The organism is Bradyrhizobium sp. CB1717 (assembly GCF_029714325.1).
Taxonomy (GTDB): Bacteria; Pseudomonadota; Alphaproteobacteria; order Rhizobiales; family Xanthobacteraceae; genus Bradyrhizobium.
In genome coordinates, this window is the sequence record NZ_CP121666.1 from 5,055,275 (window position 1) to 5,071,158 (window position 15,884).

Annotated in this window: 12 protein-coding genes; 7 read left to right on the forward strand and 5 right to left on the reverse strand. The window is 65.3% G+C overall.

Translation table 11 applies throughout. The annotated features are described in order from the left end of the window. Nucleotides 1–124: 124 nt before the first annotated feature. Nucleotides 125–3,025, reverse strand: coding sequence for an ATP-dependent Clp protease ATP-binding subunit (locus QA649_RS24040; RefSeq protein ID WP_283019366.1), 2,901 nt, complete (start codon nucleotides 3,023–3,025; stop codon nucleotides 125–127). 676 nt (nucleotides 3,026–3,701) lie between these two features. Between QA649_RS24040 and QA649_RS24045 the strand changes: the two genes are divergently transcribed. Further along, the gene (locus QA649_RS24045) at nucleotides 3,702–4,217 is read left to right on the forward strand and encodes a phosphate-starvation-inducible PsiE family protein (RefSeq protein ID WP_283019367.1); all 516 of its coding nucleotides are present in this window, start codon (nucleotides 3,702–3,704) and stop codon (nucleotides 4,215–4,217) included. Nucleotides 4,218–5,021: 804 nt separating this feature from the next. On the opposite strand, the gene QA649_RS24050 is transcribed toward QA649_RS24045, so the two are convergent. Genes QA649_RS24050 through QA649_RS24060 form a run of 3 tightly spaced genes read right to left on the reverse strand, consistent with a single transcriptional unit; the run spans nucleotide 5,022 to nucleotide 7,494 of the window. Then, complete coding sequence (locus QA649_RS24050; RefSeq protein ID WP_283019368.1) at nucleotides 5,022–5,561, reverse strand: DUF4863 family protein; 540 nt, start codon at nucleotides 5,559–5,561, stop codon at nucleotides 5,022–5,024. After that, nucleotides 5,540–6,310, reverse strand: coding sequence for a nitroreductase (locus tag QA649_RS24055; RefSeq protein ID WP_283019369.1), 771 nt, complete (start codon nucleotides 6,308–6,310; stop codon nucleotides 5,540–5,542). Before QA649_RS24055 ends, QA649_RS24050 begins: the two co-directional genes overlap by 22 nt. Continuing rightward, on the reverse strand, nucleotides 6,286–7,494 hold the full coding sequence (locus QA649_RS24060) for an ABC transporter substrate-binding protein (RefSeq protein ID WP_283019370.1): 1,209 nt from the start codon (nucleotides 7,492–7,494) through the stop codon (nucleotides 6,286–6,288). Before QA649_RS24060 ends, QA649_RS24055 begins: the two co-directional genes overlap by 25 nt. A 227-nt stretch (nucleotides 7,495–7,721) precedes the next feature. On the opposite strand from QA649_RS24060, the gene QA649_RS24065 reads away from it, so the two are divergent. Continuing rightward, nucleotides 7,722–8,699, forward strand: a complete 978-nt coding sequence (locus tag QA649_RS24065) for a LysR family transcriptional regulator (RefSeq protein ID WP_283019371.1) — start codon at nucleotides 7,722–7,724, stop codon at nucleotides 8,697–8,699. A 29-nt stretch (nucleotides 8,700–8,728) separates the two neighbouring features. Here the strand turns inward: QA649_RS24065 and QA649_RS24070 are convergent, their stop codons facing one another. Then, nucleotides 8,729–9,682 carry a helix-turn-helix domain-containing protein gene (locus QA649_RS24070; RefSeq protein ID WP_283019372.1) on the reverse strand — a complete coding sequence of 318 codons (954 nt, stop codon included), beginning with the start codon at nucleotides 9,680–9,682 and terminating at the stop codon, nucleotides 8,729–8,731. Between the two features lie 174 nt (nucleotides 9,683–9,856). Here QA649_RS24070 and QA649_RS24075 point away from each other — a divergent pair, with 174 nt between their 5' ends. The 5 genes from QA649_RS24075 to QA649_RS24095 are packed head-to-tail and all read left to right on the forward strand — an operon-like array spanning nucleotide 9,857 to nucleotide 15,882. After that, the gene (locus QA649_RS24075) at nucleotides 9,857–11,077 is read left to right on the forward strand and encodes an amino acid ABC transporter substrate-binding protein (protein WP_283019373.1); all 1,221 of its coding nucleotides are present in this window, start codon (nucleotides 9,857–9,859) and stop codon (nucleotides 11,075–11,077) included. A gap of 60 nt (nucleotides 11,078–11,137) precedes the next feature. After that, nucleotides 11,138–12,013, forward strand: coding sequence for a branched-chain amino acid ABC transporter permease (locus QA649_RS24080; protein WP_283019374.1), 876 nt, complete (start codon nucleotides 11,138–11,140; stop codon nucleotides 12,011–12,013). Further along, nucleotides 12,010–13,680, forward strand: a complete 1,671-nt coding sequence (locus QA649_RS24085) for a branched-chain amino acid ABC transporter ATP-binding protein/permease (protein ID WP_283019375.1) — start codon at nucleotides 12,010–12,012, stop codon at nucleotides 13,678–13,680. The genes QA649_RS24080 and QA649_RS24085 overlap by 4 nt, the downstream gene beginning before the upstream one ends. Next, nucleotides 13,673–14,404 (forward strand): ABC transporter ATP-binding protein, encoded by a 732-nt coding sequence (locus tag QA649_RS24090; RefSeq protein ID WP_283019376.1) that lies wholly within the window; start codon nucleotides 13,673–13,675, stop codon nucleotides 14,402–14,404. The genes QA649_RS24085 and QA649_RS24090 overlap by 8 nt, the downstream gene beginning before the upstream one ends. A 26-nt stretch (nucleotides 14,405–14,430) precedes the next feature. After that, nucleotides 14,431–15,882, forward strand: coding sequence for an aldehyde dehydrogenase (locus QA649_RS24095; RefSeq protein ID WP_283019377.1), 1,452 nt, complete (start codon nucleotides 14,431–14,433; stop codon nucleotides 15,880–15,882). Nucleotides 15,883–15,884 lie beyond the last annotated feature (2 nt).

The following is a 15,884-nucleotide window of genomic DNA, read 5'->3' on the forward strand; positions in this document are numbered from 1 at the left end:
TACGGATATGGTGTTGCGGCCTTGCTGCGGCCTGGCTGTCGTCCGCGTTTGTCACTGGCAGCCGCTTCACCCGCTCTGCTGAAGCAAGTTGACCTTTCGGCCAAATCTCACGTGAACCGACGGTCTATGATGCCTTTCTCGGCCGGTGCGAGCCTGCCTGACGCTGGGAGGGCTTGCCGGTCGACGACGCTGCTTGCGCCGCACGCGGCTCCGCTTGCTCGCGCGCCACGGAGGTGCTCGGCGCCGGCGGTTTCGTTTCCACGACACGCTGCGGCCTGGGTCGGCGCTCGAAAGTGACCTTCTGCTCGTTGCCGTCCCGGCGCACCGTGACGCGGTCGCCGTCCTGAACTTCGCCGGCCAGCATGGCGCGGGCCAGCTCGGTCTCGATTTCGGAGCGAATGAGACGGCGCAGCTCACGCGCGCCGTATTCGGGCTGGTAACCGACCACGGCCAGATGGTCGATCAGCGTCGCGTCGAATTCCAGGTCGACGCCCTGGCCATGCGCCGTCCGCTTGACCCGCTCGAGCTGCAGATTGACGATGTCGCGGAGCTGCTCGCGCGTGAGCGAGTGGAAGACGATGATCTCGTCGATGCGATTGAGGAACTCCGGCCGGAAGTGGCCGCGCAGGATCTCCATAAGGTCGCGGCGGAGCCGCTCCTGTGCCTCCTTGTCGCTTGCATCCAGGCGCAGCTGCCGGGCGACCACGTCGGCGCCGAGATTGCTGGTCGCGATGATGATCGTGTTGGTGAAATCCACCACGCGGCCCTTGCCGTCGGTCAAGCGCCCGTCGTCGAACACCTGCAGCAGGACATTGTAGACGTCGGTATGCGCCTTCTCGATCTCGTCGAGCAGAATGACGGAATATGGCCGGCGCCGAACGCGCTCGGTCAGCTGCCCGCCTTCCTCATAGCCGACATAGCCGGGCGGCGCGCCGATCAGCCGCGCGACCGTGTGGCGTTCCCGGTATTCCGACATGTCGATGCGGATCATGGCGTCCTCGTCGCCATAGACCGCCTCGGCCAACGCTTTGGCCAGCTCGGTCTTGCCCACCCCGGTCGGTCCCAAGAACAGGAAATTGGCGACTGGCCGCCGGCCTTCGCGCAAGCCCGCCCGCGCCAGCCGCACCGCGTCGCTCACCGCCTTGACGGCTTCGTCCTGGCCGATGACGCGATGATGCAGCTTCTCTTCGAGCTTGATCAGCCGCTCGCGCTCTTCGGTCGTGAGCTCGGTAACCGGAATGCCGGTGAGCTTTGAAACGACCTGGGCGATGTGCTCGGTGCGCACCTCGGCCGACGCCGAGCCCAGGCTCCGCTTCCAGCGCTCCGTCGACTGCTGCAATTCCTTTTCCTTCGCCTCGTGCTGGGATTGCAGATCAGATGCGCGGTCGAACTGTTTGCGCGAGGTTGAGTAATCCTGCTCGCGCTTGAGCTGCCGGACTTCGGACTCCAGGTCCTGCACCTCCACCGGCCGCGCCGTCGCCGACATCTTCACGCGCGCCGCCGCCTGGTCGACCAGGTCGATGGCCTTGTCGGGCAGATAACGGCCGGTGACGTAGCGGTCGGAGAGCTCGGCCGCCGCGATCATCGCTTCGTCGGTGATGGCGACCTTATGATGCGCCTCGAGCGTGTCGCGCAGGCCGCGCAGGATCATGATCGTCTGCGCCACGCTGGGCTCGGGGATGAAGACCGGCTGGAACCGCCGCTCCAGGGCGGCATCCTTCTCGATGTGCTTCTGGTATTCGTTGAGTGTCGTCGCGCCGATCAGGTGGAGCTCGCCGCGGGCAAGTGCTGGCTTAAGCACGTTGGCAACGTCGAGGCCGCCCTCACCGCCGGTCGATCCGGCGCCGACGATGGTGTGAATCTCGTCGATGAAAAGGATCAGCTCGTCCTGACGGTCGGTCACTTCCTTGAGAACCTGCTGCACCCGCTCCTCGAACTCGCCGCGATATTTCGAGCCGGCAACAAGCGAGTTGATCGCAAGCTCGACCAGCCGCTTGCCGCGCAATGCTTCCGGGACTTCGCCGGCGACGATGCGCTGAGCCAATCCCTCGACGATCGCCGTCTTGCCGACGCCAGGCTCGCCGATCAGCACCGGATTGTTCTTCTTGCGGCGGGCCAGCACCTCGACGGTGGTCTCGATCTCGCTGGCGCGGCCGATCACCGGATCAAGCTTGCTCTCGCGCGCGAGCTTGGTCAGATCGCGGGAATATTTGTCGAGCGTCGGCGTGTTGGTGGGCGCACCGACTTGTCCTTCCTCGGCGCCGCGGCCGACGACTTTGACCGCCTGCTGGCGGATCGCCTGCGGCGTCAGGCCGTACCGTCGCAACACATCACCCGCAACGCCCTCCTCCTCGGCGAGCCCGATCAGGAAATGCTCGGGCCCGACATAGGAATGACCAAGCTCGCGCGAGACGGCGAAAGCATGCCCCAGCGCACTCTTGACCCGCGGGGTCACGCCGATCTCGCCGCCCTCCTCCATCTTGGTCTTGCCGCGCGGAGCTTCCTGCTCGATCTGCCGGCGCAGATCGTCGACCGAGACCTTGAACTGTCCAAGAATCGTGCGCACCACTTCGCTGTCGAGCAGAGCGAGCAGGAGGTGCTCGGTATCGACCTCGCCGCGGCTGAACTCGACCGTCTTTCGTGCCGCCGTTTGCAAAAGTTCCTGGGCGTGCTCGCTCAGGCGCTCTTCGGCACTGCCGCCTCGCCGGCTGTGGGATGGACGGGACGATTGCGAGGAGCGGATCGGTATGGTGGCGGCGTCCGCGTCCCGATCGGCGCCCGCGGTTTCCGCATCAGGGCCGCGGGATGATCGGCTGCCGAAAAAATCGTCGCCGAAGAAATCCTCAAACAGGCCACCGCGCCCGCCGAACAGGGATTCGATTGGAGAGCTTTGCCTTTGTTGGCGAGCCAAACGCCGGTAATCGACTTCACAGAGGTCGAGAACCTGTGTGTCGCCGTCGCTGGTGGTCACCTGCGTGCGGACGGTGGCGGGCCGAATCCCACAAATATCGCATCGCTTGGCCATGACCGCCTCTCCCTGACTGAACGGTTTCCGCAGTCGTTATGTGCAGTTCCGCGCGGACGACGCCTGCGCGCACAAGCTTCGCGATCAAAAGTTGCCCGGCCCGCGGGGTCATTGATGGATCGCAAGGGCCGGCATGGAGGCTTCAGGCGGAGAACGCGGCCAGAGTGAAAGAGTTCGGAAACAATTTGGCGCAATCGCGCGAAGGCAAAAAACAGGCGAAACGTGCCGGCTGCGGCATGCCCCTCCCTATTCCCTCCCCGCTTGCAGCCGAAGTCGGGTGTTTCCGACTTCGGCCGGATATTAGGCGGCCGAACTCGGCTATGCCCGAGTTCGGCTGGAGGGAAGTTTTTTGACTTTTGGAACCGAAGGCCACCCGAGGAGCGCTTTATCCATGCTTGCGTCAGCCTTAGCCCAGAGCCGACATCGTGAGTGCTCCCCTGCAACGTCCGCCCTCAGTGGAGAAGCGGACCTCCAGGCAGAGGCCGTACTTGGTCTGCTTCTGGCCCTTCAGAGACTTGCCGACCGCCACGGTGAATGTCCGCGTTCGAGGGCAAAGCGGAAAATATATGCTCGCACTGAGTTCTCTCAGTTTGACCCATAGCGGGCGTCACGACCGTACGGCATTATCTGTGAAAATCATGCTATGCCTAAAGCCCGCGGGCTGATGGAGCCGACGATGTCCTTGAAAAAGGAATTCTCTGATCTGCGCCTGTCGTTCGAGCCGCTGACGCTCTACCAGAAATTCGAGCAGGTCTGCATCCTGATGCTGATCATGCTGATCGCCATCATCATTGCCCTCGCGCTGTGGAATCTGACGCTGAAAATCCTGCTCAGCATCTTGGCAACCAATTTCGATCCGACCGATTATGGTGTGTTCCAGACGGTGTTCGGTATGATCTTTACCGTCATCATTGCACTTGAGTTCAAGCGCTCCCTGCTGGTGGTAGCGGAGCGGCGCGACAGTGTTGTGCAAGTACGCTCTGTCATCCTGATTGCGTTGCTGGCGGTGGTACGCAAATTGATCATTCTCGATCTGTCGAGCACGGATGCCTTCCATCTGCTGGCGCTCGCCGCAGCCATCCTTGCGCTGGGCGCCGTCTATTGGCTGGTGCGCGACCAAGGCAGCCGCGCGAAATCATCGCGGCGCGAGACGGATGAGATTGCATTGCAGGGCGGTCGCTACAAAAGCTGACAAAACGATTTTCAAATTCGAAGTTCCCGGCCTTGCGCGAGAACAGGTTGCCAGCAAACCGACCTGCACTTCCGTTGTTGGCCCAAAAGGTTGCCCAGGTTCGTTTGGCCTGTTGGGGCGGCCCCCGGCCGGAGACGTCGCTCGACAGATCGTTCCAGCAAAAGGAGCTGCCTACCGCTGGGCATTCGCAATGCAAAGCGAAAAACCGGATCGTCCGGCTATTGATTGAGAGCTAGATTAGCCAGAGGTCGCTGCAGCCGTGTTCGTTCCAGGGGGCGTGGCGCGTTTGTTCCAGCGCTCGGCCGCCTGTGTAACGGTCGGCGCACTGGGGCCGAACGCCCAACATTTCCTGCATGCCACGAATTTCGGCACGATGTCGCTGTTGATCCAAACTTCCGAGCCGCCGCAGAAAGGACAGGGCTGCAGCGGTTGCACAGAAACAGGGAATCCGTGCAGTGGATCGATAGCAGCGCTATGAGTGAGTTTCCTAGGCATGCAATTTCTCGTGTTCTCATCGCAAGGCGCAGGGAGGGACGGCGCGTTTGCCAATACACGCTGGACGGCGCGATGGCGAGGGCGAGTTCGAGCCTCGAGGTGCATGTCGTGAATTACTCAGAGTCTATCCCGTCTATCCACCGCGTTCAGTTCGGCACCGATCTTGTCGAGGAGACGCCCGATTTCGATCATGGCGCGCCGCCGTTGCACCCGGGATGGTCGCGACGGATGGCCGCTCTGCGGACCCAACGGTGCGTTCGTCGACACGGGTGAAGTTCGAGGCGTCACCCGTGATCGTCCGGCCGGCGATCAGGACGGCGCCGCGAAGTCGTAGGAGATGCGTCCGGCGGGCAGATAGAACAGCGCGATGACGGCGCCGCCGCGGACCTCGGGATAGTGACGGCTTCCGGGATCGGGCGCGGTCCAGCCGGGCCCCTGCCACCCCTGCAGCCCCTTCAGCTCGGCGCCTTTGTCCAGCGGCACGACCAGGTTCAGTTCCCCGTATGGGTGGCCATGATATTGCCCGCGCAGCACGTCGTGGTCGTCCTCGTCCTTGAAGCGGCGCGGATCGGCGCTGTTCATGTAGACGGCCGTGATGCTGAACTGGAACGTTTCGGGCACCGGCTCCAGGATGCGGCTGCGCCGGTAGTTCGGGCCGTCGACCTCCTGGTTCGCCGCCCAGCCTTCCGAGACCCCAAGCCTAATCAGACGCGCCAGGTCCTGGTAGAGCTGGCTAGGCTCGCCGTATTTTTGATTGAGCCACCGCTCCATCTCCGCGCCGGGCGTCATGTCCTTGACCTCGCGCAGAAACGGAATGCTGCACTGAATCAGCTCGTCTCGGCTTCCCATGGCCTTGTCCTTTCCATTCGGGTTGCATTCTGATCCTCAAATCCTGCGAAGGAGGCGAACTCCGCGACGTCGGCGCGTGGCATCAGCCTGTCCTTGGCAGCGTCCCTGGCGCGGCCGATCGAGATGCCGCAAACCACGATCTGTTCCGCCGGGATCGCGAGCTGCGGGCGCAGGATCCGGTGGTATTTCGAGAACGTCTCCTGCGGACAGGACTGAAGCCCATGGCCTGCCGCGGCCAGCAGCACGTTCTGGACGAACATGCCGAGGTCGAGCCAGCTTCCGACCTGCAGGCGCCGGTCGATGGTGACGATGAGTCCGACGGGCGCGCCGAAGAACGCGTAGTTCTTGGCGGTCTGACCGCTTCTGGCTTGGAGATCGGTCTGGGCGATGCCGAGCGAGCCGTAGAACAGCCGGCCAAACTCCTGGCGTCGCCGCAGGTAGGGTTCGGGCAGGTCGCTGGCGTAATAGCTGTATTCCGATACGTGCGCGTCGCGGGCGGTTTCGTGCGCCTCGCGGAGAGCCACGGACACTTTGTCCTTGGCGGTGCCCGCCAGCACGTAGACATGCCAGGGCTGGATATTGGCGCCGCTTGGCGCAAACCGCGCCACGCGCAGGATCTGCTCGATGGTCCCTCGCCCGACTGGCGCGTCTGAGAAATCGCGGCACGCAAAGCGGCCTGCGATGATCTCGTCGATCGGGCTTCGCGCAGCCGCGACCGCGCCGGTCATAGCTTCTTCAGGAACGGACATCCACCCTGCTCCATCGGCCGGAAAGCTTCGTCACCCGGGATCGTTGCCAGCAGCTCGTAATAGTCGAACTTGTATTTCGACTGCTCGGGCGACTTGACGCGGAACAGATACATGTCGCGGACCAGCCGGCCGTCCTCGCGGATCCGGCCATTCTTCGTCATGAAATCGTTCACGTGCGTCTCGCGCATCCTGGCGGCGACGGTCGGTCCATCCAGCGTGCCGGCCGCCTGCACTGCCTTGAGGTAGTGCGTCACCGCGCCATAGGTACCGGCGTGGATCATGGTCGGGACCTTCTGGGTCTTCGCGATGAAGCGCTTCGACCAGGCGCGGGTGTCATCGTTCAGGTCCCAGTAGAAGGCCGAGCTCAGCATCAGGCCCTGGGCGCTCTGCAGTCCGAGGCTGTGAATGTCGGCGATGAACACGAGCAGTCCGACCAGCTTCTGCCGCTGGGTGATGCCGAATTCGCCGGCCTGCTTGACCGCGTTGATGAAGTCACCGCCGGAATCGGCGAGCGCGATCACATCCGCCTTCGACGACTGCGCCTGGAGCAGGAAGGACGAGAAATCCGGCGTGTTGATCGGATGCTTCACGGCGCCGCGGATCTTGCCGCCCATGGCGTCGATGACCTGGCGGCTGTCGGCCTCGAGTTGGGCGCCGAGAGAGTAGTCGACCGAAACGAAGAACCAGGAGCTTGCGCCGAGACGCGACATCGCCCGCGTCGTTCCCTGCGACAGCGCGTAGGTGTCGTAGGTCCAGTGAATTCCGGTCGGCGAGCATTCGTCGCCGGTGAGGCGGGACGTCGCGGCGCCCGTGGCGAGGAACAGCTTCTTCTTGTCGCGCGTGATGCCCTGCACCGCCAGCGCGACCGCAGAATTCGGCACGTCGAGAATGACCTCGACGTTTTCATTTTCGAGCCAGCGCCGGGCGATGGTCGATCCCACATCGGCCTTGTTCTGATGGTCTCCCGCGACGATCTGGATGCTGCGCCCCAGCACCTGGCCGCCGAAGTCGTCGACCGCCATTTGCGCCGCGACCACCGAGCCCTGGCCGCCATTGTCGGCATAGAGCGAGGACATGTCGGTGAGGACGCCGAGCTTCACAGGACCATCCTGTGCAATCGCCTGCGCCGTGAGAAGCGTCAGTGCTAGTCCGAAAGCTCCGATCGAGATCCCGCAGGATTTCATTGCCCGTCTCCTCCAAATCCGGCGCCGGGATCATGACGGGATCGCTCGATTGCGGAAGTGAAACTCTTGCAGAGTGATCCTGAACCGCCTTCAGTTTGGTGGGGCGAGCGGCCAGGCATCGCGCTCCGGGGCCTGCTCGGTTGCGTCGGCTGCGTGGTTGGCCTTAACTGCAAGCGATCGCAATAAAGCAACGGGCGCGCGATCCGCCTCGAGACGGTGTGCTGCGCGTGGCTGTTTCCTTCAAGACGCTGGACCTGAACCTGCTCAAGGTCTTCGACGCCGTGATGGAGGAGCGGAGCGTGCTGCGGGCGAGCCAGAGGGTTGCCCTCAGTCAATCCGCCGTGAGCCATTCGCTCGCCCGGCTGCGCGAGATGCTCGAAGACGATTTGTTCGTGCGTACGGCGACCGGCATGCAACCGACCGCGCGCGCGCTGACGATGGCTCCGCAGGTTCGCGAAGCGCTGCGATCGCTCGAAGCAGCGGTCGAGCAGCCGCGCTTCGTTCCGGCGGCTTCCACCAGGCAGTTCACCCTCGCCGCCAACGACTTCACCACGATGGTGCTGGCCTCACCGCTCCTGAAGATACTGAAGGCTGAAGCGCCGGCGATCGACCTGATCATCAAGCCGGTGACGCGGATCGACCTCGCGGAGCAGATCGACCTCGGCCGCATCGACGTTGCGATCGGCGTCTTCTCGGATCCGCCGAGCCGCTTCCGCACCTCGCTATTGTTCGAATATGACGACGTGCTGATCGTGGGCGGCAAGCGCAAGCTCGGCCGGATCACCAACGCGACGCTGGCGCGCATGCCGCTGGTCGTCGTCTCCTTCGGCGGCGAGCAGGAGGGAGCGATCGGAGGCTTCATCTCCGAGCGGGGCCTTGCCCGGCGATCGGAAATGTATGACCGCGCGGCGCTCGAACGGGCACTGTCCGAAAGCGACCGGCCGCCGCGAATAGCTGTTTCGCTGCCGCATTTTCTTGCCCTGCCCGCCCTGCTCGCGAACTCCGAGTTGGCGGCCATCGTTCCGCGTCCATTGGCGCGGGCATTCGAACGCGCCCATGCCGTCACCGCTTACGAGCTGCCTTACGCCACAACTCCGGTCGAAGTCCGGCTATTGTGGCACGAACGTATCGAGGGCGAGCCGGCGCATGACTGGCTTCACGACGTCCTCAGGCGCACGACTGAGGACCTCCGGCACGGACGCTAGCGGGAGACGCTCATCTGTCCAGTTGGCGCTCACGGCCAGTCGGCAAAGTTGAGCGTCGGCCGCGACCGGCCGGCTCGGACGCGCGCCGCAACGCGTCGGCGCCAGACACCCGGTGCTTCGCCGGTGTGCTTGCGGAAGAAGCGGCTGAAGTAGGCGGTGTCCTTGAAGCCCAGCGCAAAGGCGATCTGCTTGACGGCTACGGTGCCGGCCTCGAGCCGCGTCGCGGCTTCCTTGACGAGGCGCTGCTGGATCAGTTCGCTCGGCGAGCGCTTCAGCTCGCGGCTGCACAGCGCGTGCAGGCGATCCGGCGTCATGCCGAGGAGGTTGGCGTAGTCGCTCACGCGCAGGTGCTGCTGATAACGCTCCTCGAGCAGCCGGCGGAAGCGACTCAGGATTTCGGCACTGCTCCCCTCCTCGTCCCGATCGTCGGTAGCGCCGGCGAACAGGCGCCAGAAGCGCAGAACGCACAGCGTCAGCTCGGCCGACATGATCGATGCCGCGCCGCTGCGGGCGGGCGATGCGATCTCGGCGGCGATCGCCGCGATCGACCGTGACATCGTGGTGACGAGGTCGGGCTCGACCGGCCGCGCCATGATGCCACCGGCGGCTTCGAGCGCGAGATAGGCAGGTTCAGCCGACGGCGGCAGATAGCGATGCCACACGCCCGCGCGCAGTTGCAGCAGCTCGGCGGTGGCCCCGGCCGGCACCTCGAGCCATTCGGCCGATCCCGCCGGCAGCCAGACGATGGCCGGGCCGGTGAACGTCGTCGTCTTGCCGGGCTGGCCGACCTCGGCGGTGGCTCCGCGGTGCAGGCAGAGCAGATGGATGAACGGCCGCGCCGCTTTCGACGTCAGCATCCAGCGCCGCGGAACGTAGTGCGAGGTGATCAGCTCGGCTCCGACGGGTGTAGCGCCGCTCGCGGCCGCTGGACCGGCGCCCGCGACGCCTCGACGCACCTGGTCGTCGCGACCAGAAACGTCCAATCTTTCGCCGGATCTGTCCATTGTGCGAACAAACCCCTCGGTGCTTGCTAGGTCAAGTCCTGGTCGTGGGTCGGCTTCCTGAAGCCGCGCCGAAAAGAAGCCGGGACCAAGAGGAACGGCCCACTCACACCGCTTGCGAACAATCGCTGGAGTGAAACACGAGGGAGGATCGACATGTTTTCGGCGAACCGTCGAACGTTGCTGCGCGCGACTAGCCTTGTGGCTGTCGCCACGGCGCTGGGGAGCTTTGCGTCCACGGCCGATGCCCAGGAGAAGATCCGGATCGGCTACGCCATTTCCAAGACCGGTCCCTATGCCGGCGGCGCCGGCATCACCACCCTGCCCAACTACGAGCTATGGGTAAAGGACGTGAATGCCGCCGGCGGCATCAAGCTCGGCGACAAGAAGCTGGCGATCGAGGTGGTCGAATATGACGACCGCTCCAGCTCGGAGGAGGCCGTCAAGGCGATCGAGCGCCTCGCCAACCAGGACAAGGTCGATTTCATTCTTCCGCCCTGGAGCACGGGCCTCAACCTTGCGGTCGGCCCGACGCTGAACCGTCTCGGCTACCCGCACCTCGCGGTCACCTCGGTGACCGACAAGGCGCCGGAGCTCGCCAAGCGCTGGTCGAACGCCACGTTCTGGCTCGGCACCTCCGCGCAAATCTCCGAGGGTCTGGCGGATCTGCTCGGCAAGCTGAAGAGCGAGGGCAAGATCGGCGCGAACGTCGCGATGGTCAGCGTCGCCGATCAGTTCGGCATCGAGCTCTCCGCTGCGGGCCGCGAGGCTTTCAAGAAGCACGGATTCACCCTGACCTATGACAAGACCTATCCGATGGGCGCGCAGGATCTTCAGCCGCTGCTGAAGGACGCGATCGCGTCGAATCCGGATGCGTTCGTCGCCTTCAGCTATCCGCCGGATACGATCGCGCTGACCGAGCAGGCACAGCTGCTGAAGTTCAATCCGAAGGTCTTCTACGTCGGCGTCGGCACCGCCTTTCCGCTCTACAAGGGCAAGTTCGGCGCGGGCAGCGAGGGCGTGATGGGGATCGGCGGCTGGAACGCGGACTCGCCGCAACTGAAGGACTATCTCGCGCGCCACAAGGCCGCGACCGGCAAGGAGCCCGATCGCTGGGCGAGCTCGATCACCTATGCGAGCCTCCAGGTGCTGCAGCAGGCGATCGAAAAGGTCGGCAAGCTCGATCGCGCGGCAGTGGCGGCGGAAATCCGTTCGGGCACCTTCGACACCATCATCGGCAAGGTCAAGCTGAAGGACGGGCTGCTCCAGGAGGTGTGGAGCGTCGGCCAGTGGCAGAGCGGCGAGTTCTACGCGCTCGCGCCCGCCTCGCTACCGGGCGCGCGTGCGCCGGTCGTGCCCAAGGCACAGTGGCAGTAAGACTGGCCGGCGGGCCTTGCGACGCGAGGCCTGCCCGCCGTCCGCTGTAGAGGACGTTTCATGCTGCTTGTCGACATCATCCTGCCGGGCCTCGTGCTCGGCGGCATGTACGCGCTGATCGCGCTGGGGCTGACGCTGCAATACGGCGTGGCGCGGATCATGAACCTCTCCTACGGGGAGTCGCTGGTCGCGGCCGCCTTTGGCGCGTTCTCGCTCTACAGCGGCCTTGGCCTGAGCCCGCTGGCGGCGCTGCTGCTGGCCGTCCCGATCGCGATGCTGCTGAACTGGCTGCTCTATCGCTTCCTGCTCGAACGGCTGATGCGGCGGGGCAAGGACCGCGGCGCGCAGGAGATCGACAGCATCCTCGTGACCTTCGGCGTGCTGTTCGTGATCCAGGGCGCCATGCTGGTCGCCTTCGGTGGCCAGTATTACAGCTATAGCTATCTCTCCATTCCGCTGACGATCATGGGCTCGACGCTTGCGGTCAACCGCCTGGTCGCGCTGCTGTTTGCGGCCGTGGTCGGCGGCGCCGTCTATGTCGCCCTCACCCGCACGCGGATCGGCACTGCAGTCCGCGCTATCGCAGTCGATGCCAACGCCGCGCGCCTTGTCGGGATCGACGTGGCCGCGCTCTCAGGATTCGCGTTTGCCTTCGGCGGCGGCCTCGTCGCCGTCGGCGGCGTGCTGGTCAGCATGTTCCTCACCTTCAACGCCGCGATGGGCGTGGTCTTCACCATGAAGGCGCTGGTCGTCGTCATCATGGGCGGCGTCGGCAACGTCCTGGGCGCGCTGGTGGCGGGGCTGCTGCTCGGCGTGGTCGAGACCGCGGTGGCGCGGCTGGTCGACCCCGGGCTGACGCTGGCTGCGACCTACGCGCTGTTTCTCGGCGTGCTCCTTATCAAACCCACCGGCCTGTTCGGGAGAGCAGCGTCGTGACCGGGCCGATGCGAGCATTGTTGTGGTGTGCCGCGCTTGCCCTGGCTGCGGCTGTTGTCACCTATCCGCTTTACGCCAACGGCTACTATCTCGCGCTCGGCATCAGCGTCCTCTATTTCACGATTCTTGCGACGGCGTGGGCGATGTTCTCGGGGCCGACCCGCTACATCTCGCTGGCGACGGTCGCGTTCTTCGGCCTCGGCGCTTACACCGCCGCAGTGCTGGGTGAGACCATGCCCTGGCCGGTCGTGCTGCTGGCCGCAGCCGGCGTAGGCGCCCTCACCGCCGCCATCACCGGACTTTCGACGCTGCGGCTGTCAGGCATCTATTTCGTGATCTTCTCCTTCGGGCTTGCCGAGCTGATCCGGCAGCTGGTGATCTGGTACGAGGTCAACATCCACAAATCGGTCGGCCGCTATCTCTTCAGCGCGGTGACGCAGGACATTCTCTACTGGCAGCTGCTGGGCCTGACCGCCATCGTCTTCCTGGTGGGCTGGCTGCTCGGGCGCTCGCGCTACGGGCTGGCCTTGCGCGCCATCGGTGCCGACGAGACCGCGGCCAGCCATTCCGGCATCGATGCGACGCGGATCAAGCTCGGCGTCTTCATCCTGAGCGCGACCTTCATGGCGATGACCGGCGCGGTGATGGCGCCGCGCTGGACCTATATCGATCCCGCGATCGCCTTCAACCCGACCATCTCGTTCCAGGTCGTGATCATGGCCCTGCTGGGCGGTGCCGGCTCGCTGTTCGGGCCCGTGCTCGGCGTCATTCCGCTGGTGCTGCTGTTCGAGGTGCTGACGGCGACGCTGCCCAACCATTTCAGCATCGTGCTCGGCATCATCTTCGTCCTCATCGTCATGGTGCTGCCGAACGGCGTTATCGGCCTGTTCGGGGCGGGCCGCTGGCGCGTTCCGGCAGGTCATCCCGCGGCCGCTTCCGTCCGCAAGACGGATGCAACGCTGCTCGCGGTCGACGGCGTCAGCAAATCGTTCAGCGGGCTGCGTGCCGTCGAGGACGTCAGCTTCACCGTCGCGCCGGGTGAGATCATCGGCATCATCGGCCCGAACGGCTCCGGCAAGACGACGCTGCTGAATACGCTGTCAGGCGCCTTGCGCCCCTCGTCGGGCACGATCCGCTTCAGTGGCACCGTCCTCAACGGCCTGCGCGCGTATCAGATCGCGCGCCTCGGCCTCGCGCGCACATTCCAGCTGGTACGGGTGATGCCGGACCTGACCGTCGCCGAGAACGTCGCAGCGGCGCGGCTGTTCTCCACGTCAAACGGTTCGGACGCAACGGCAGGCGAGCTGCTGGATCTGGTCGGGCTCGGCGCCATGCACGAAGCCCCCGCGAGCGAATTGACCTATATCGACCAGAAGCGGCTCGAGCTTGCCCGCGCGCTGGCGCTGCAGCCGCGCCTCGTGCTGCTCGACGAATGGCTGGCGGGCCTCAATCCGAGCGAGCTCGAGACCGGCATCGCCCTGATCGCGAAACTGCGCGAGCGCGGGCTCACCATCATCATGGTCGAGCATGTCATGGATGCGATCCGCGCGCTGTGCGGCCATTGCATCGTCATGAACGCCGGCAGCGTGATCGCGCGCGGCACGCCGGACGATGTCCTGGCCGATCCAAAGGTTGTCGCCGCCTATCTCGGAGGTGACGATGCTTGAGGTCGCCGCCCTCTCCCACTTCTATGGCAAGCACCAGGCGCTGGCCGACGTCGGGCTCGGCATCAAGCAAGGTGAGATCGTCGCAATCCTCGGCGCCAACGGCGCCGGCAAGTCCACCCTGCTCAAGAGCATCGCCGGCCTGGTCAGGCCTGCGCCGGGCGCGACCATCAGGTTCGAAGGACAGAGCATTGGCGAGCTGCCGGCACATTTGATCGTGGAGCGCGGCATCGCCCTAGTGCCTGAGGGACGCGGCGTCTTCGGCGATCTGACCGTTGCCGAGAATTTGCAGCTCGGCGCCTATCCCGCGCGCGCCCGCGCCGGCGAAGCGGACCGGCTCGCAAGGATCCTGCAGCTGTTCCCGCGCCTTGCCGAGCGCATGAGGCAGGCCGTCCGCACCATGAGCGGCGGCGAGCAGCAGATGGTGGCGATCGGCCGGGCGCTGATGTCGAACCCGCTGCTGCTCCTGCTCGATGAGCCCTCGCTCGGCCTGTCGCCCCTCCTCAGCCGCGAGGTGTTTCGCGCGCTGGCGCAGATCCGCGCCGGAGGCCTCAGCGTGCTGCTGGTCGAGCAGAATGCACGCGCCAGCCTCGACATCGCCGACCGCGTCTACCTGATCGAATCCGGCCGCAACGCCGGCAGCGGACCAGCCGTCGCGATGAAGAACGATCCCGAGATCCAGCGTGCCTATCTCGGCACGGCGCGCGCCGCATCGCCCCCACATTGATCACCCAGAACCCCATGGAGAGCGCCATGAATGCAATCGACCTTCTCATCGGCGGCAAGGACCAGACGGCCAGCAACCAGCGGACCTTCCAACGCTGCAATCCGATCTCCGGTGAGGTCGCGACCATCGTGGCCGCCGCCTCGATCGACGATGCGATGCGCGCCGCCGATGCAGCGGCTGCCGCCTTTCCGGCCTGGTCGCAGCTCGGCCCCTCCGAGCGCCGCAAGCGGCTCAGCGCGGCCGCTGACATCCTCGCGCGCCGTGCGGCGGAGTTCACCGCGCTGATGGTCGCTGAGACCGGCGCCACCGCGGGCTGGGCCGGATTCAACGTGCATCTCGCCGAAGGCATGCTGCGCGAGGCCGCCGCCATGACGACGCAGATCTCGGGCGAGGTCATCCCGTCTGACAAGCCCGACAATCTCGCGATGGCCTTCCGCCAGCCGGTCGGCGTCGTGCTCGGAATTGCGCCGTGGAATGCGCCTGTCATTCTCGGCGTGCGGTCGGTGGCGATGCCGCTTGCCTGCGGCAACACGGTGGTGCTGAAGGCCTCCGAGATGAGCCCCGGCGTGCACCGGCTGATCGGAAGCTGCCTGGCGGAGGCCGGGCTCGGCGACGGCGTCGTCAATGTCGTGACCAATGCGCCGGAGGATGCGCAGGCCGTGGTCGAGGCGCTGATCGCCCATCCCGCCATCCGCCGCGTCAACTTCACCGGTTCGACCCGGGTCGGCCGTCTGATCGCACTCGCTTGCGCCAAGCATCTCAAGCGCGCGCTGCTGGAGCTCGGTGGCAAGGCCCCGCTCGTGATCCTCGACGATGCCGACCTCGATGCCGCCGTGAATGCCGCGGCCTTCGGCGCCTTCATGAACCAGGGTCAGATCTGCATGTCGACGGAACGGATCGTCGTCGACGACAAGGTGGCGGACGCCTTCATCGCCAAGTTCGCCGCCAAGGCGAAGAGCCTGCCCCACGGTGATCCCGGCAAGGGCAATGTCGTGCTCGGCTCGCTCATCAGTGACGCCGCCTGCGACCGCGTACGCGGCCTGATCGACGACGCCGTCGCCAAGGGAGCGGTACTTGCGGCAGGCGGACACGGCAGCGGCACCATCATGCCGGCCAGCATCGTCGATCACGTCACCCCGGCGATGCGCATCTATGGCGAGGAAAGCTTTGGTCCGGTCGTGACCGTTGTGCGGGTCAGCGGGGTGGATGAGGCGGTGCGCGTTGCCAATGACACCGAATACGGCCTCTCCTCCGCTGTGTTCGGCCGCGATATCGCGCGTGCCCTCGGCGTCGCCAAACGGATCGAAGCCGGCATCTGCCACGTCAATGCGCCAACCGTGCACGACGAGCCCCAGATGCCGTTCGGCGGCACCAAGGCGTCGGGCTACGGGCGCTTCGGCGGCAAGGCTGCCATCGACGAGTTCACCGAGCTGCGCTGGATCACCGTGCAGACCGGACCTCGCCATTACCCGTTCTGAAG